The following is a 16768-nucleotide window of genomic DNA, read 5'->3' on the forward strand; positions in this document are numbered from 1 at the left end:
AAAAGCCCGCCGTCGATCACTCGACGGCGGGCTTTTTATTGGACGCTAAGGCTTAGATCGCGCCGCGCTTGCGCAGCAGTTCCAGCACTTGCTTGACGCCTTCTTCCAGCGACACGGACTGGGTGTCGATCACCAGATCGGCATCCAGCGGCACGTCGTACGGGAAGGACTCGCCCGGGATGTTATCCCCACCCGCGGCGTACAGGCCCTGCGGATCACGCTCGGCGCAGACCGCCGGCGAAGCCTGGACGTAGACCGTCAGCAGACGCTCCTTGCCGATCAGCTCCCTGGCCTGTTCACGACCTTCCGCACTCGGTGCGACGAATGCCGCCAGGGTCAGCAGGCCGGCTTCGTTGAACTGACGCGCCACGTGCGCGGCACGCCGCCAGTTCTCGGTGCGCCCGGCGCGATCCTGGGGCAGGCCCTTGTTCAGGTCGTGACGCAGGTTCTGGCCGTCGAGGACGAACACCGCACGACCCATGTCGAACAGCTTGCGCTCGACCGCATAGGCCAGGGTGCTCTTGCCGGCGCCGGACAGGCCGCTGAACAGCACGGTGGCCGGTTGCTGGCCGAAGCGCTGGGCGCGCTCCTCGGTGGCGACATGGGCCAGCTTGCCATGGTGCGTGGCGCTGCCATGCACCACAGGCTGGGCGACGATCATGCCGGCGCCGACGGTGCCGTTGGTCAAGCGGTCGATGACGATGAAGGCACCGGTGGTGCGGTTGCTGTCGTAACCGTCGAGGGCGATCGGCGCATCGAGGGCGATCTTGACCTTGCCGATCTCGTTCAGCTGCAGAGCGCTGGCCGGACCTTCTTCAAGGGTGTTCACGTCGACTCTGTTGACGATGCTGGCGATGGAGCCCGGCACGTAACTGGTGGCGCGCTTGATGTCGTATTTCTTGCCCGGCAGCATCGGCTCTTCGGCCATCCATACCAGCATGGCTTCGAAGCTGTCGGTCACCGGCGGTACGTTGTCGGCATGCACCAGCAGGTCGCCACGGGAGATGTCGATCTCGTCTTCCATGGTCAGGGTCACGGCCTGGCCCGGGCCGGCATGCTCCAGCTCGCCTTCGAAGGTGACGATGGATTTCACTCGGCTGCTCTTGCCCGACGGCAGCACCACGACTTCGTCGCCCTTGTGCACGATGCCGCTGGCCAGGGTCCCGGCGAAACCACGGAAGTTCAGGTTCGGACGGTTGACGTACTGCACCGGGAAACGCAGGTCGGTGAAGTTGCGATCGCCCGCCACTTCCACGGTCTCGAGGATTTCCATCAGCGACTGGCCGGTGTACCACGGCGAGCGCTCGGACTTGTTCACCACGTTGTCGCCCTTGAGGGCCGACATCGGCACGAAGTGCAGGCTGGTGGGCTTCATCTTCAAGCCTTCGGCGAACTTCAGGTAGTCGGCCTTGATCGACTCGAACACGCCCTGGTCGAAGTCCTTGAGGTCCATCTTGTTGATGGCCACGACTATGTGCTTGATGCCCAGCAGGGAGGCGATGAAGCTGTGGCGACGGGTCTGGGTCTGCACGCCGTAGCGGGCATCCACCAGGATGATCGCCAGGTCACAGGTGGAAGCACCGGTGGCCATGTTGCGGGTGTACTGCTCATGGCCGGGGGTGTCGGCGATGATGAATTTGCGCTTGGCGGTGGAGAAGTAGCGATAGGCGACATCGATGGTGATGCCCTGCTCACGCTCGGCCTGCAGGCCGTCGACCAGCAACGCCAGGTCGATGTCGTCACCGGTGGTGCCGACTTTTTTCGAGTCGCGGGTAATGGCTTCCAGATGGTCTTCGTAGATCATCTTCGAGTCGTGCAGCAGGCGCCCGATCAGGGTGCTCTTGCCGTCGTCGACGTTACCGCAAGTCAGGAAGCGCAGCAGTTCTTTGCGTTCGTGCTGGGCCAGGTAGGCGAGGATGTCCTCGCTGATCAATTCGGATTGATGCGACATGTTAGACCCTACTTAGAAATAGCCCTGACGTTTCTTGTCTTCCATGGAACCGGCGCCATCGTGATCGATGACCCGGCCCTGGCGCTCGGAAGTTCGCGTCAGGAGCATTTCCTGAATGATGTCCGTCAGGCTTTCGGCCTCGGACTCCACCGCGCCCGTCAACGGGTAGCAGCCAAGGGTACGGAAACGCACCTTCTTCTTGACGATGCGGGCCTTCTCCTCGTCGGAGAGGTGCTCGAGGATGCGCTCGTCGTCGATCATGATCAGGGTGCCGTTCTTCTCGATCACTTCGCGCTCGGCGGCGAAGTACAGCGGCACGATCGGGATGCCTTCGAGGTAGATGTATTGCCAGATGTCCAGCTCGGTCCAGTTCGACAGCGGGAAGACGCGGATCGACTCGCCCTTGTTGACCTTGCCGTTGTAGACGTTCCACAGCTCGGGGCGCTGGTTCTTCGGGTCCCAGCGATGCTTGCTGTCGCGGAACGAGTACACGCGCTCCTTGGCGCGGGACTTCTCTTCGTCACGCCGGGCACCGCCGAACGCCGCATCGAAACCGTACTTGTCCAGCGCCTGCTTGAGGCCCTCGGTTTTCATGATGTCGGTGTGCTTGGCACTGCCGTGGGTGAAGGGGTTGATGCCCTGCGCAACGCCTTCCGGGTTGACGTGGGTGATCAGTTCCAGGCCCAGCTCCTCGACCATGCGATCGCGGAACTTGTACATCTCCTGGAATTTCCACTGGGTGTCGACGTGCATCACCGGAAACGGCAGCTTGCCCGGGAAGAACGCCTTGCGCGCCAGGTGCAGCATCACGGCGGAGTCTTTACCGATGGAGTACAGCATCACCGGGTTGTCGAACTCGGCGGCCACCTCGCGGATGATGTGGATGCTTTCCGCCTCCAGCTGTTTCAGATGCGTCAGTTTGTCGACCATGGCTACTCACGAAAGCTTTCTTATGGACGGCCTGCGGGCCGTGTTCGAGCGGGGCATGCTAGCACAGCGACCTCTTCTAATCAGGACGCCAGCTAGATCGAAACGGTATATGAATATACCCGCCTGTTTGCTGTGTTTACGCCTCTCTGTAGCCGCTGTCGCAGGCGTGCTCTGAAGGCCCTGGGGGCTTTGTTGCAGCCTGCGGCAGCGGCTACAGGACAAGGCTTTATATAGGGTTCGGGCAGTCGATGAACAAGTGCTCGAGGGCGAAGCGGCGGGCCAGGTAATCCCCCAGCGCCTGCACGCCGTAACGCTCGGTGGCGTGGTGACCGGCGGCGATAAAACTGATGTCGTTTTCCCGGGCGCTGTGGAAGGTCTGCTCCGAGGCCTCGCCGCTCAGGTACAGATCGACGCCGGCCTGCACCGCCTGGTCGATGTAGCCCTGGCCGCCGCCGGTGCACCAGCCGACACGCCGGATCATCTTGCTGCCTTCGACCACCAGCGGCTCGCGCCCCATCACCTCCTGGACCTTGCGCGCGAAGTCCCGCACGGTCATGGGCTCGGCAAGGGAACCGACCAGTCCGACGATCTTCAGGTTGTCCGGGTCCAGCGGGCCTTCCACAGTAATATCCAGTTGCCGCGCCAGTTGCACGTTGTTGCCGACGTCCGGGTGCAGGTCCAGCGGCAGGTGATAAGCCAGCAGGCTGATATCGTGCTTGAGCAGGGTTTTCAGCCGACGCTGCTTCATGCCGGTGATGCAAGGGTTCTCGCCTTTCCAGAAATAGCCGTGATGCACCAGCACCAGATCGGCATTGGCCTCCACCGCGGCATCGAGCAATGCCTGGCTGGCCGTGACGCCGCTGACGATGCGCAGCACCTGTGGACGACCTTCGACCTGCAGGCCATTGGGGCAGTAATCGGCAATTCGCGAACTGCCCAGGTAGCGGTCCGCCTCCTCTACCAGAGTGCTCAGGGCAACGGCCATAAAAGACTCCTAAATATCCCGTTCAGAGGCGCGCGCGGCCTCGTATAATGCGCGACATTATGGGCCGTCCCGGGCGGCCTGCAACCTCTCAGGACTTGCTCAATGCTCAAGGCTCTGCGTTTTTTTGGCTGGCCGCTGTTGGCCGGCGTGCTTATCGCGTTGCTGATAATTCAGCGTTACCCGCAATGGGTCGGCCTGCCCAGCCTGGACGTCAACCTGCAGCAAGCCCCGCAAACCAAGGCGCTTCGACAAGGCCCGGTGTCCTATGCCGATGCCGTGGCAATCGCCGCGCCGGCGGTGGTCAACCTGTACACCACCAAGGTCATCAACAAACCGGCGCACCCGTTGTTCGAGGACCCGCAGTTCCGCCGTTTCTTCGGCGACAACCTGCCCAAGCAGCAGCGCATGGAGTCGAGCCTGGGTTCCGGAGTGATCATGAGCCCCGAAGGTTATCTGCTGACCAACAACCACGTGACCTCCGGCGCCGAGCAGATTGTGGTGGCGCTCAAGGACGGTCGTGAAACCCTGGCCCACGTAATCGGCAGCGACCCGGAAACCGACCTGGCGGTCCTCAAGATCGACCTGAAGAACCTGCCCTCGATCACCGTCGGGCGCTCCGACAGCATCCGCATCGGTGACGTGACCCTGGCCATCGGCAACCCGTTCGGGGTCGGCCAGACCGTGACCATGGGCATCATCAGCGCCACCGGACGCAATCAGCTGGGCCTGAACAACTACGAAGACTTCATCCAGACCGACGCGGCGATCAACCCGGGCAACTCCGGCGGCGCGCTGGTGGATGCCAACGGCAACCTGACCGGGATCAACACGGCGATCTTCTCCAAGTCCGGCGGCTCCCAGGGCATTGGCTTCGCCATCCCGATCAAGCTGGCCATGGAGGTGATGAAGTCGATCATCGAGCACGGCCAGGTGATTCGTGGCTGGCTGGGCATCGAGGTGCAGCCGCTGACCCAGGAACTGGCCGAATCGTTCGGCTTGTCCGGGCGTCCGGGCATCGTGGTGGCGGGGATTTTCCGCGACGGTCCGGCGCAAAAGGCCGGCATGCAGTTGGGTGACGTGATTCTCAGCATCGATGGCGAACCGGCCGGCGATGGCCGTCGCTCGATGAACCAGGTGGCGCGGATCAAACCCAGCGACAAGGTCAGCATCCAGGTGATGCGCAACGGCAAGGAGCTCAAGCTCACCGCCGAAATCGGCCTGCGCCCGCCACCGGCGCCGGTCAAGGAAAAAGAGTAAAAGCATCGCCAGCCAGCTCGCTCCAACAGGAGAGAGCTGGCTGGCGATAGGGCTTACAGCTCGCCCAGGCCGTCGATCAGGGCCTGGTTCTGCTCCGGCGTGCCGATACTGATCCGCAGGAACTGGGCAATCCGCTCCTGCTTGAAGTGCCGGACAATCACCCCCTGCTCCCGCAGCTTGGCCGCCAGGCCCGCCGCATCGTGTTGCGGATGACGGGCGAAAATGAAGTTGGCGGCCGACGGCAGCACTTCAAAGCCCTTGGCACGCAGCTGCGCCACCACCTGCTCGCGGCTATCGATCACCAGCTGGCAGGTCTTGGCGAAGTACTCGCGATCCTCGAATGCCGCCGCAGCGCCGACGATCGCCAGGCGATCCAGCGGGTAGGAGTTGAAGCTGTTCTTGATCCGCTCCAGCGCCTCGATCAAGTCCGGGTGCCCCACCGCCAGGCCGACCCGCAGGCCCGCCAGCGAACGGGACTTGGACAGGGTCTGGGTCACCAGCAGGTTCGGGTAACGGTCCACCAAGCTGATGGCGGTTTCACCGCCGAAGTCGATGTACGCCTCGTCCACCACCACGACCGAATCCGGGCTGGCCTTGAGGATCTGCTCGACGGCCTCCAGGGCCAGCAGGCAGCCGGTCGGCGCGTTCGGGTTGGGGAAGATGATCCCGCCGTTCGGCCTGGCGTAATCGGCTGGGCGGATCTGGAACTGCTCGTCCAGCGGCACCGCGTCGAAGTCGATGCCATACAGGCCGCAATACACTGGATAGAAGCTGTAGCTGATGTCCGGGAACAGCAGCGGCTGGTCGTGCTGCAACAAGCCGTGGAAGATGTGCGCCAGCACTTCGTCGGAACCGTTGCCGAGGAACACCTGGCTGCTCTGTATCCCGTAATACCGGGCCACCGCCTGCTTGAGCAGGTCGCTGTTGGGGTCGGGGTACAGGCGCAGGTTATCGTTCAGTTCACCCTGCATCGCGGCCAGCGCCTTGGGCGAAGGGCCGTAAGGGTTTTCGTTGGTGTTGAGCTTGACCAGCTTGGTCAGCTTCGGCTGTTCGCCCGGCACATAGGGCACCAAGCCCTTGACGAACGGACTCCAGAATTTACTCATGCTTATTGCCCCTGTTCCTGGTCAGCGATGATCCGGTATTCCGCACTGCGGGCGTGGGCGCTCAGCGACTCGCCACGGGCCAGCACCGAGGCGGTCTTGCCCAGTTCGGAAGCGCCCTGCTCCGAGCAGAAAATGATCGACGAACGTTTCTGGAAGTCATACACCCCCAGCGGCGAAGAGAAGCGCGCCGTGCCGGAAGTCGGCAACACGTGGTTCGGACCCGCACAGTAGTCACCCAGGGCCTCGGAGGTGTGACGACCCATGAAGATCGCACCGGCGTGACGGATCTGCGGCAACCAGGCCTGCGGATCGGCGACGGACAGTTCGAGGTGCTCCGGAGCGATGCGGTTGGCCACTTCGATGGCCTGTTGCATGTCGCGCACCTGGATCAGGGCGCCACGGCCGTTGATCGACGTGTTGATGATTTCCGCGCGCTCCATGGTCGGCAGCAGCTTGGCGATGCTGGCGGCGACCTGATCGAGGAACGCCGCGTCCGGGCTGACCAGGATCGCCTGGGCGTCTTCGTCGTGCTCGGCCTGGGAGAACAGGTCCATGGCGATCCAGTCCGGATCGGTCTGGCCGTCGCACACCACCAGGATCTCCGAAGGACCGGCGATCATGTCGATGCCGACCTGGCCGAATACGTGACGCTTGGCGGTGGCCACATAGATGTTGCCCGGGCCGACCACCTTGTCCACCTGCGGCACGCTCTCGGTGCCATAGGCCAGGGCGGCTACGGCCTGGGCGCCACCGATGGTGAACACCCGGTCGACGCCAGCGATACAGGCCGCGGCCAGCACCAGTTCGTTAACCTCGCCGCGCGGGGTCGGCACCACCATCACCACTTCGGTGACGCCCGCCACTTTGGCCGGGATGGCATTCATCAACACCGAGGATGGATAAGACGCCTTGCCGCCCGGCACATACAGGCCGGCGCGATCCAGCGGCGTGACCTTCTGGCCCAGCACCGTGCCGTCGGCTTCGGTGTAGCTCCAGGAGTCCTGTTTCTGTTTTTCGTGGTAGCTGCGCACCCGCGCCGCGGCTTTTTCCAGGGCTTCGCGCTGGGCCACGGTGATCCGGGTCAGGGCCAGTTCCAGGCGCTCGCGCGGCAGGATCAGGTCGGCCATGGACGCCACTTGCAGGCCGTCGAAACGCTGGGTGAATTCCACCAGCGCCGCGTCGCCGCGCTCGCGCACCGCCTTGATGATGTCCAGCACCCGCTGATTGACCGAGTCGTCAGACACACTTTCCCAGCTCAGCAGATGATCCAGATGATGCGCGAAATCCGGGTCAGCAGCGTTGAGTCGGCGAATTGCAGTGGGAGCGGTCATAGCGAGGGCCTCATTGAATGGCTAATGCTCAGGCACCCTAAGCTACCAGTCCATTCGCGCGGGCACCTGAGAAAATTGGCTATGACACGGATAGACGGGCGCGGCTCGCGCCGCGCGAGTGAATCAACCGCGGTGTCGCGACTCCACTGCTTTGCGCAGGGTGTCGATCAGTGCCTGGATGCGGGCGTGCTGCATTTTCATGGAGGCCTTGTTGACCACCAGACGGGAACTGATCATGGAAATCAGCTCCTGGGGCTCCAGGCCGTTGGCCCGCAGGGTGTTGCCGGTGTCGACCACGTCGATGATCTTGTCGGCCAGACCGATCAGCGGCGCCAGCTCCATCGAGCCGTACAGCTTGATGATGTCGACCTGGCGGCCCTGCTCGGCGTAGTAACGCTTGGCAACGTTGACGAACTTGGTGGCGACGCGCAGGCGGCCCTTGGGCTCGACCGCGCCGATGGCACCGGCGGTCATCAGCTTGCACTGGGCGATCTGCAGGTCCAGCGGCTCGTACAGGCCCTGGCCGCCGTATTCCATCAGCACATCTTTACCGGCGACGCCGAGGTCGGCGGCACCATGTTCGACATAGGTCGGCACGTCGGTGGCGCGCACGATCAGCAAGCGCACGTCGGCCTGGGTCGTGGGGATGATCAGCTTGCGGCTCTTGTCCGGATTCTCGGTGGGCACGATGCCGGCTTCAGCCAGAAGCGGCAAGGTGTCATCAAGGATGCGGCCCTTGGACAGTGCGATGGTCAACATGGGAAACGTAAGTCCTTATCAGGATACTCATGCCCGGTCGCAAACAGCGCCAGACACGCATCGAGCCTGAACACAGGCTCGACTTGGAACGAAACCTTGGGGCACGTCCCTGTGCCCATCACGCAAACTAGCCCGGTACGCGGCGGATCTTGGCGCCGAGCATCTGCAGCTTCTCTTCGATGCACTCGTAACCACGGTCGATGTGGTAGATGCGATCGATCAGGGTGTCGCCTTCGGCCATCAGGGCCGAGATCACCAGGCTGGCCGAAGCCCGCAGGTCGGTGGCCATGACAGGGGCACCCTTGAGGATTTCGGTGCCGGTGACGATGGCGGTGTTGCCTTCGACCTGGATCTTCGCGCCCATGCGGTGCAGTTCGTAGACGTGCATGAAGCGGTTTTCGAAGATGGTCTCGATCACTGCGCCCGTGCCTTCGGCAATGGCGTTGAGCGAGATGAACTGGGCCTGCATGTCCGTCGGGAACGCCGGGTACGGCGCGGTGCGCACGTTGACCGCCTTCGGACGCTTGCCGTGCATGTTCAGCTCGATCCAGTCCTCGCCGGTGGTGACTTCGGCGCCGGATTCCTTGAGTTTCTCCAGGACGGCTTCGAGGATGGTCGGATCGGTGTCCTTGACTTTCACGCGACCGCCGGTCACGGCGGCGGCGACCAGGTAGGTGCCGGTTTCGATACGGTCAGGCATGACCTTGTAGGTCGCCGAGTGCAGGCGCTCGACACCGTCGATGGTGATGGTGTCGGTACCAGCGCCGGAAACCTTGGCGCCCATGGCGTTGAGGAAGTTCGCCAGGTCGACCACTTCAGGTTCACGGGCGGCGTTCTGCAGCACGCTGCGGCCTTTGGCCAGGGCAGCGGCCATCATGATGTTCTCGGTACCGGTCACACTCACGGTATCGAAGAAGAAGTGCGCACCGCGCAGGCCGCCTTCAGGCGCCTTGGCCTTGATGTAGCCGCCTTCGACGTCGATCACCGCACCCATGGCTTCGAGGCCACGGATGTGCAGGTCGACCGGACGCGAACCAATGGCGCAACCGCCAGGCAGCGCGACTTCGGCTTCGCCGAAACGGGCAACCATCGGGCCCAGCACCAGGATCGAGGCACGCATGGTCTTGACCAGCTCGTACGGCGCGACCAGGGTCTTGATGGTGCGCGGGTCGATTTCGACGCTGAGCTTCTCGTCGATCACCGGCTCAATGCCCATGCGACCGAACAGCTCGATCATGGTGGTGATGTCGTGCAGGTGCGGCAGGTTGGCGACCGTGACCGGGCCATCGCACAGCAGGGTTGCAGCCAGAATCGGCAGGGCAGAGTTCTTTGCCCCGGAAATGCGGATCTCGCCATCAAGACGAACGCCGCCGGTAATAATCAATTTATCCATAAGAATCTCGACGCCCTTGGGCTCAGGTGCGCTCGGCCCAGGCCGCGCTGCTGAAAAATTTCATAGTGACCGCATGGATGCTGCCATCGGCGATCCACGGGTTCAAATGGGCATAGATGCTCTGCTGACGCTTGACCGGACTCAAGGCCACCAGTTCGTCACTGATCACGTTCAGCTGAAAGTTGCAGCCTTCGCCCTCAACTTCTACCTGAACGGATGAAAGAGTCTCGGACAGCTTTCCTTCAAGGAAGCTCTTCACTTCGTTGGCCTGCATGCTCAACCTCAATCGGCGCCCTGTGCGCGCGGGTCGGACATCATACAAAAAAGCCCCGCGCCTGCGAACCCCGCATAGCAGGACTCTGACGGGGGGCTTGCTTGTCGATGGGTTACTAAGGCTGCGCCAGCAGCTCGGTCAAACCGGAAACCTCGGCGATTTCGCGCATGTCGTCAGGCAATGCACGAATGCTGACGGCCTTGCCGGCTGCCGCGGCATCGCGCATGAAGGCCAGCAGCAACGACAAGCCGACGCTGCTGGACTTCTCCACCGCCGAACAGTCGAGCACCAGCGCCGCCGCGGTGCTCGAGGCGATCAGGGCCTGCCCCTGCTTGCGCAGGCCCGGGCCGGAGCGATAGTCCAGCACACCGCTGATCAGCAATTCGCCGGCTTCACCCAGACGGACGGCCGACTCACTCATTGCGTGACCTTCTCAGGCGAGTTTTCGGTCGCTTCCTTGGCCTTGGCCACTTCGCCGGCCCAGTTGTTGATGGTCTTGTCCAGGTCGTTGCCGTTGCGCTGCATGGCATCGGCGAACTGATCGCGGAACAGCTTGCCGATATTGATGCCATTGATGATCACGTTGCGCAGCTTCCACTCGCCGTTGATCTTCTCCAGCGTGTACGACACAGGATAGATCGCGCCGTTACTGCCCTTGACCGTCATGCCGACGCTGGTACGGTCGCCCGACTCGTCCCTGGCAGGATCAACGACGATGCCCTGGTTGTTGTACTCCAGCAAGGCGTTGCCATAGAACTGGAACAGGCCCTTCTTGAAGTTTTCCTCAAAGGTGCGCATCTGTTCCGGCGTGGCTTTGCGCGAGTACTTGACCGTCATGATGCTTTTGGAAATACCTTCGGCATCCACGACCGGGCCCACGATGCTGTTCAGCGCCGCATAAAAGTCTTGCGGGTCCTGCTTGTACTTTTCTTTGTTGGCGGCCAGGTCGGCCAGCAGACGGTTGGTGGTGTCCTGTACCAGATCATGCGCGGAAGGCGCCGCCACGGCGTGAGCCATCAACGGCAATGCCGCCAGTAATACCAACAGGCTACGTCGCAAGGTAGAGATCATGAAAAAATCCTCATTTGGCGTCTTTGCTAACGGTATTGAGCAGGAATTTACCGATCAGGTCCTCAAGCACCAGTGAAGACTGGGTGTCGTGGATGGTCCCACCATCCTTGAGCAACGTGTCTTCGCCGCCGACGCTGATACCAATGTATTTCTCGCCGAGCAGCCCAGCGGTCAGGATAGATGCAGTCGAGTCGGTCGGCAGGTTATCTACGCGCTTTTCCAACTGCAGCGTGACCCGACCGGTGAAACTGTCGCGGTCCAGATCGATAGCCGTGACCTTGCCGATGGTCACACCGGCCATGGTCACCTTAGCTCTGACCGTCAAACCGGCGATATTGTCGAAATATGCGTAAAGTTTATAAGTATCGGTGCTCGAGGTCGGGGACAAGCCACTGACCCGCAAGGCAAGCAACAGCAAAGCCAGGATGCCAGCCAGCAGGAAAAGGCCGACACCGATTTCCAGGGTGCGGTTTTGCATCAGAAATCTCCAAACATCAAGGCGGTCAGAATAAAGTCCAGGCCGAGTACAGCCAACGAGGCGTACACAACGGTCTTGGTAGTGGCACGACTGATCCCCTCTGAAGTGGGCTCGCAGTCATAGCCTTGGAATACGGCGATCCAGGTCACGACAAAGGCGAAAACGATGCTCTTGATGATGCCATTGAGCACGTCCTCATTGAACGTCACGCTGTTTTGCATGTTCGACCAGTAGGAACCTTCATAGACCCCCAGCCAGTCGACGGCCACCCACGAACCGCCCCAGATGCCCACCACGCTGAAGATAATCGCCAGCAACGGCAGGGAAATGAAACCGGCCCACAGACGTGGCGCGACAATGTATTTGAGCGGGTCGACACCGATCATCTCCAGGCTGGAGAGCTGTTCGGTGGCTTTCATGTTGCCGATTTCCGCGGTCAGCGCCGAGCCGGCCCGGCCCGCGAAGAGCAATGCCGTGACCACCGGCCCCAGTTCACGCAGCAGGGTCAGGGCGACCATCTGCCCCACCGCCTGCTCCGAACCGTAGCTGGACAGGATATTGAAGCCCTGCAGCGCCAGTACCATGCCGATGAATATCCCGGAGACCACGATGATCACCAGCGACATCACCCCCACCGAATGCAACTGCTTGACCAACAGGCCGAAGCTGCCGCCGATACTGCCGCGACCGAACAACACATGAAACAGCATCAGGCTCGAACGCCCGAGCACCGCGAGAACGTCTATGCCCGAGTGACCGAACAGACGAATTCGCTCCAATAAAGATACTTTGCGCATCAGCGCTTCCCCAGAAGATCTGCGCGGTAATCCGGCGCTGGAAAGTGAAAGGGTACCGGACCGTCGGGATCGCCTTTCATGAACTGGCGGATCCGCGGGTTATCGGAATCCATCAACTCGTCGGGCGTGCCCTGCCCCAGCACCTGGCCATCGCCCACCACATAGATGTAGTCGGCGATGCTCGCGGTTTCCGCCAGATCATGGGAAACCACGATACTGGTGATACCCAGCGCATCGTTGAGCAGACGGATCAGGCGCACCAGCACGCCCATGGCAATGGGGTCCTGGCCTACGAACGGCTCGTCGTACATGAGGATCTGCGGGTCCAGGGCGATGGCCCGGGCCAGGGCCACACGACGCTTCATGCCGCCGGACAGCTCGTCGGGCATCAGGTCGATGGCACCGCGCAACCCGACCGCCTGCAACTTGAGCAGGACGATATCGCGGATCATTTCATCCGGCAGCTGGGTATGAACGCGCAGCGGAAAGGCGACGTTCTCGAACACATCGAGATCGGTGAACAGCGCGCCGCTCTGGAACAGCACGCCCATCTGCTTGCGGGCGTCGAACAGATCGCCGCGCGACAATTTGGGCAGGTTCTGGCCGTTGACCCAGACTTCACCGCTGCTGGGACGCAATTGCGCGCCCATCAACCGCAGGAGCGTGGTCTTGCCGCAACCGGAAGGCCCCATGATGCCGGTGACCTTGCCCCGCGGAATACGGATATCGACATTATTGAAGATGCTGCGCGCACCGCGCTTGAAGGACAGTCCCTTCAGCTCGACCGCGTAGGCGTTATCGGCACTCATCTAAACTCCTTGCGATGCAGCCTCTCACTCGGACGCTTGGCTCCCTGCCGGGAGTACATGCACCCAGGGCAGGCCGAACTGGCGGCGAACTATATCACTGCTGATACGGAGCCCCCAAGGCCGAAGCCATCCGTGTTCAGGATCACGACAGGCTAAAACGGGCTTCACAGAGCAATTCCAGCCTATAGAAGGACAAAGGCTGACGAACTTGCGTGAGGGAATCGATCATTACCGCTATAATCGCCGCCTTTTCATCAGGCTATACGATTTCTGACATGAGCCAATCCAGCGACCTGATTCAATCGGCACAACGCACCATCCGCCTCGAGATAGAAGCCGTACAAGGCTTGCTGCCACATATCGACGCAGATTTCGTACGCGCTTGCGAGATGATTCTGGCCAGCAAAGGCCGCGTAGTAGTGGTCGGCATGGGCAAGTCCGGGCATATCGGCAACAAGATCGCCGCCACCCTGGCCAGCACCGGCACCACCGCGTTTTTTGTCCATCCGGCCGAAGCCAGCCATGGCGACATGGGCATGATTACCCGGGACGACGTGATCCTGGCCCTGTCCAACTCCGGCTCGACCAATGAAATCGTGACCTTGTTGCCGCTGATCAAGCGCCTGGGCATCCAGCTGATCAGCATCACCGGCAACCCTGATTCGGCGCTAGCCAAGGCCGCCGAGGTCAACCTCAACGTCCAGGTCAAGCAAGAGGCCTGCCCGCTGAACCTGGCCCCGACCTCTTCGACCACCGCCGCCCTGGTCATGGGCGACGCCCTGGCCGTGGCGCTGCTGGAAGCCCGCGGCTTCACCGCCGAAGACTTCGCCTTCTCCCATCCGGGCGGCGCGCTGGGCCGGCGCCTGCTGCTGAAAGTCGAGAACGTCATGCATGCCGGCGAGCAGCTGCCGCAGGTCCAGCGTGGCACGCTGCTCAAGGACGCCCTGATGGAAATGACCCGCAAGGGCCTGGGCATGACCGTCATTGTCGAGGCCGACGGCCGCCTGGCAGGGGTCTTCACCGACGGCGACCTGCGCCGCACCCTGGACCGCACCATCGACATTCACCACACCACCATCGATGAAGTCATGACCGTTCACGGCAAGACCGCCCGCGCCGAAATGCTCGCGGCCGAAGCCCTGAAAATCATGGAAGACAATCGAATCAACGCACTGGTCGTAGTGGACAAGGACGATCGCCCGATCGGCGCCTTCAACCTGTCCGACCTGCTGCGCGCGGGAGTCATGTAATGAGCACGGATCTGCTGCAACGCGGCAAGAACATCAAGCTGGCGGTATTCGACGTGGATGGCGTACTGACCGACGGTCGCCTGTACTTCCTTGAAGACGGCAGCGAGTTCAAGACCTTCAACACCCTCGATGGCCAGGGTATCAAGATGCTGATGGCCACGGGCGTGCAGACGGCAATCATCAGCGGTCGCAAGACGCCGGTGGTCGAGCGCCGGGCGAAAAACCTGGGGATTCCCCATCTGTTTCAGGGTCGCGAAGACAAACTGGTGGTGCTGGACGGGCTTCTTGCCCAACTGGGCCTAAGCTATGAGCAGGTCGCCTACCTGGGCGACGACCTGCCGGACCTGCCGGTAATCCGCCGGGTCGGCCTGGGCATGGCCGTCGCCAATGCCGCCAGCTTTGTCCGTGAACACGCCCATGGCGTCACCCAGGCCCGTGGCGGCGAAGGTGCCGCCCGCGAGTTCTGCGAGTTGATCCTGCGCGCCCAAGGCAGCCTTGAAGCGGCCCACGCCGCCTACTTATAGAGCCTCCCATGCTGAGCAAAAAGATTCGCAACATCCTGATCTTCGGCATCATCACCGTGCTGTTCCTGGCGGTGGGGTACTGGAACATCAGCCCGGAACGCTTCCTCGACAAGCCGGTCGCGCAGGTCGACGAAAGCGCCATCGACTACTACGCCATCAACGCCCGTAGCGTGCAGTACCTGCCCGACGGCAAGCTGCAGTACGAAATGACGTCCGACAAGGTCGAACACCTCAAGGCCACCGAGGTGACACTGTTGACCAAGCCGGACCTGCAGATGTATCGCGGCACCGCCTTCCCCTGGCACGTCCAGAGCGAGCACGGCGAAGTCAACCCGGATGGCACCCAGGTCGAGCTGATCGATTCGGTACGGGTTTCGCGCACCGACGAGAAAAATCGCAACCTGCTGATCACCACGACCCGCATGACAGTATTCCCGCAGAAGCAATATGCGCAGACCGATCAAGACGTTAGAATCGACGGCGCCGGCGGCGTGACGACTGGCAAGGGAATGAAAGCGTATTTGAAAGACGGCAGGATGAACCTGCTATCGAACGTAAGAGGACAGTATGAGGCTCGTTAAAACCCTCCCTATTTTGCTCGGTCTGGGCGCAGCACTGGGAAGCGTGAGCGCCTGGGCTCTGCCGAACGATAGCCAGCAACCAATCCGCATCCAGGCCGACGACGCTCAACTGGACGACAAGAATGGCGTAGCCACCTACAGGGGCGACGTGATCATCACCCAGGGCTCGATGAAGGTCACCGGCAATACCGTGACCATCACCCGCACCCAGACCGGTGACATCGACGTGGTGACTTCGGTGGGCAACCTGGCCTACTTCGAGCAGATCCAAACCCAGGGCGATACCAAGCCGGTCCAGGGCTATGGCGTGACCATCCAGTATCACGCTGCGCAGAACCGCGTCGTGCTGATCGACCGCGCCAAGGTCGTCGACAAGGACGGCAACATCACCCAGGGCGAGAAAATCGTCTACGACACCAACAAGAAGCTGGCCAGCGCCGGTCGCGCTACCGGCAGCAAGGTCACCGAGTCGCGCCCACGGATCGACATGGTCATCCAGCCGAAAAAGAAAACTGACGAAAAGGCCCAGTAATGGCAACTCTGAAAGCTCAGCACCTGGCCAAGAGCTACAAGAGCCGCCAGGTCGTGCGTGACGTCAGCCTGTCCATCGACAGCGGCCAGATCGTCGGCCTGCTCGGCCCCAACGGCGCCGGCAAGACCACTTGCTTCTACATGATCGTCGGCCTGGTCCAGGCCGATCAGGGTCGCATCCTGATCGACGACCTGGATGTCAGCCACCAGCCGATGCACGGCCGTGCCCGCGCCGGGATCGGCTACCTGCCGCAGGAAGCCTCGATCTTCCGCAAGCTCTCGGTGGCCGACAACATCATGGCTATCCTCGAAACCCGCAAGGAGCTCGACAAGGCCGGTCGTCGCCAGGAACTGGAAAGCCTGCTGCAGGAATTCCACATCAACCACATTCGCGACAACCTGGGCATGAGCCTTTCCGGCGGTGAACGTCGCCGCGTGGAAATCGCTCGCGCACTGGCCACCGCCCCCAAGTTCATCCTGCTCGACGAACCCTTCGCTGGCGTGGACCCGATCTCGGTAGGCGACATCAAGCAGATCATTCATCACCTGAAGGCCAAGGGCATCGGCGTGCTCATCACCGACCACAACGTCCGTGAAACCCTGGATATCTGCGAAACCGCCTACATCGTCAACGACGGTCAGCTGATCGCCGAAGGCGACGCCGAAACCATCCTCGCCAACGAGCTGGTCAAGGAAGTTTACCTGGGCCATGAGTTCCGCCTGTAAGCCCTGAGGTGTTTG

Annotated in this window: 19 protein-coding genes; 6 read left to right on the top strand and 13 right to left on the bottom strand. The window is 61.9% G+C overall.

Features of this window, described 5'->3' with window-relative positions; genetic code table 11:
* Window positions 1-52 precede the first annotated feature (52 nt).
* The 3 genes from cysN to DK261_RS25405 all read right to left on the bottom strand — a co-directional run bounded on the left by cysN (window position 53) and on the right by DK261_RS25405 (window position 3866).
* The gene (gene cysN / locus DK261_RS25395; RefSeq protein WP_009047011.1) at window positions 53-1951 is read right to left on the bottom strand and encodes a sulfate adenylyltransferase subunit CysN; all 1899 of its coding nucleotides are present in this window, start codon (window positions 1949-1951) and stop codon (window positions 53-55) included.
* A 12-nt stretch (window positions 1952-1963) separates the two neighbouring features.
* On the bottom strand, window positions 1964-2881 hold the full coding sequence (cysD, locus tag DK261_RS25400; protein WP_007929849.1) for a sulfate adenylyltransferase subunit CysD: 918 nt from the start codon (window positions 2879-2881) through the stop codon (window positions 1964-1966).
* A gap of 226 nt (window positions 2882-3107) precedes the next feature.
* Window positions 3108-3866, bottom strand: coding sequence for a Nif3-like dinuclear metal center hexameric protein (locus tag DK261_RS25405; protein ID WP_110176749.1), 759 nt, complete (start codon window positions 3864-3866; stop codon window positions 3108-3110).
* 102 nt (window positions 3867-3968) lie between these two features.
* Between DK261_RS25405 and algW the strand changes: the two genes are divergently transcribed.
* Window positions 3969-5123 (top strand): Do family serine endopeptidase AlgW, encoded by a 1155-nt coding sequence (algW, locus tag DK261_RS25410; protein ID WP_025806436.1) that lies wholly within the window; start codon window positions 3969-3971, stop codon window positions 5121-5123.
* 53 nt (window positions 5124-5176) lie between these two features.
* On the opposite strand, the gene hisC is transcribed toward algW, so the two are convergent.
* The 10 genes from hisC to DK261_RS25460 form a co-directional block, all read right to left on the bottom strand.
* Window positions 5177-6229 (bottom strand): histidinol-phosphate transaminase, encoded by a 1053-nt coding sequence (gene hisC / locus DK261_RS25415; RefSeq protein WP_038630616.1) that lies wholly within the window; start codon window positions 6227-6229, stop codon window positions 5177-5179.
* 2 nt (window positions 6230-6231) lie between these two features.
* On the bottom strand, window positions 6232-7560 hold the full coding sequence (gene hisD / locus DK261_RS25420; RefSeq protein ID WP_025806434.1) for a histidinol dehydrogenase: 1329 nt from the start codon (window positions 7558-7560) through the stop codon (window positions 6232-6234).
* Window positions 7561-7683: 123 nt separating this feature from the next.
* On the bottom strand, window positions 7684-8319 hold the full coding sequence (gene hisG / locus DK261_RS25425; protein WP_007929858.1) for an ATP phosphoribosyltransferase: 636 nt from the start codon (window positions 8317-8319) through the stop codon (window positions 7684-7686).
* 127 nt (window positions 8320-8446) lie between these two features.
* The gene (murA, locus tag DK261_RS25430) at window positions 8447-9712 is read right to left on the bottom strand and encodes a UDP-N-acetylglucosamine 1-carboxyvinyltransferase (RefSeq protein ID WP_007929859.1); all 1266 of its coding nucleotides are present in this window, start codon (window positions 9710-9712) and stop codon (window positions 8447-8449) included.
* 22 nt (window positions 9713-9734) lie between these two features.
* On the bottom strand, window positions 9735-9986 hold the full coding sequence (locus tag DK261_RS25435; protein ID WP_007929860.1) for a BolA family protein: 252 nt from the start codon (window positions 9984-9986) through the stop codon (window positions 9735-9737).
* Window positions 9987-10101: 115 nt separating this feature from the next.
* A complete protein-coding gene (locus DK261_RS25440) occupies window positions 10102-10407 on the bottom strand; it encodes a lipid asymmetry maintenance protein MlaB (RefSeq protein WP_009047007.1) in 306 nt (101 codons plus the stop codon).
* Complete coding sequence (locus tag DK261_RS25445; protein WP_009047006.1) at window positions 10404-11057, bottom strand: phospholipid-binding protein MlaC; 654 nt, start codon at window positions 11055-11057, stop codon at window positions 10404-10406. Before DK261_RS25445 ends, DK261_RS25440 begins: the two co-directional genes overlap by 4 nt.
* 10 nt (window positions 11058-11067) lie before the next feature.
* Window positions 11068-11535, bottom strand: a complete 468-nt coding sequence (gene mlaD, locus DK261_RS25450) for an outer membrane lipid asymmetry maintenance protein MlaD (protein ID WP_007929863.1) — start codon at window positions 11533-11535, stop codon at window positions 11068-11070.
* On the bottom strand, window positions 11535-12332 hold the full coding sequence (gene mlaE / locus DK261_RS25455; protein WP_009047005.1) for a lipid asymmetry maintenance ABC transporter permease subunit MlaE: 798 nt from the start codon (window positions 12330-12332) through the stop codon (window positions 11535-11537). Before mlaE ends, mlaD begins: the two co-directional genes overlap by 1 nt.
* Window positions 12332-13141 (bottom strand): ATP-binding cassette domain-containing protein, encoded by an 810-nt coding sequence (locus DK261_RS25460; protein WP_009042197.1) that lies wholly within the window; start codon window positions 13139-13141, stop codon window positions 12332-12334. Before DK261_RS25460 ends, mlaE begins: the two co-directional genes overlap by 1 nt.
* A 275-nt stretch (window positions 13142-13416) precedes the next feature.
* Between DK261_RS25460 and DK261_RS25465 the strand changes: the two genes are divergently transcribed.
* The 5 genes from DK261_RS25465 to lptB are packed head-to-tail and all read left to right on the top strand — an operon-like array spanning window position 13417 to window position 16753.
* Complete coding sequence (locus tag DK261_RS25465; protein WP_009047004.1) at window positions 13417-14391, top strand: KpsF/GutQ family sugar-phosphate isomerase; 975 nt, start codon at window positions 13417-13419, stop codon at window positions 14389-14391.
* Window positions 14391-14915, top strand: coding sequence for an HAD family hydrolase (locus DK261_RS25470; protein ID WP_007929867.1), 525 nt, complete (start codon window positions 14391-14393; stop codon window positions 14913-14915). Before DK261_RS25465 ends, DK261_RS25470 begins: the two co-directional genes overlap by 1 nt.
* Before the next feature lie 8 nt (window positions 14916-14923).
* Window positions 14924-15496 (top strand): LPS export ABC transporter periplasmic protein LptC, encoded by a 573-nt coding sequence (gene lptC, locus DK261_RS25475; protein WP_009047003.1) that lies wholly within the window; start codon window positions 14924-14926, stop codon window positions 15494-15496.
* Window positions 15483-16028 carry a lipopolysaccharide transport periplasmic protein LptA gene (lptA, locus tag DK261_RS25480; RefSeq protein ID WP_007929869.1) on the top strand — a complete coding sequence of 182 codons (546 nt, stop codon included), beginning with the start codon at window positions 15483-15485 and terminating at the stop codon, window positions 16026-16028. The genes lptC and lptA overlap by 14 nt, the downstream gene beginning before the upstream one ends.
* Entirely contained in the window at window positions 16028-16753 is a 726-nt protein-coding gene (gene lptB, locus DK261_RS25485; protein ID WP_007929870.1) for an LPS export ABC transporter ATP-binding protein, read from the top strand. The genes lptA and lptB overlap by 1 nt, the downstream gene beginning before the upstream one ends.
* Window positions 16754-16768 lie beyond the last annotated feature (15 nt).

The sequence above is a fragment of the Pseudomonas sp. RW409 genome (assembly GCF_003184125.1).
Classification (GTDB): domain Bacteria; phylum Pseudomonadota; class Gammaproteobacteria; order Pseudomonadales; family Pseudomonadaceae; genus Aquipseudomonas; species Aquipseudomonas chlororaphis_I.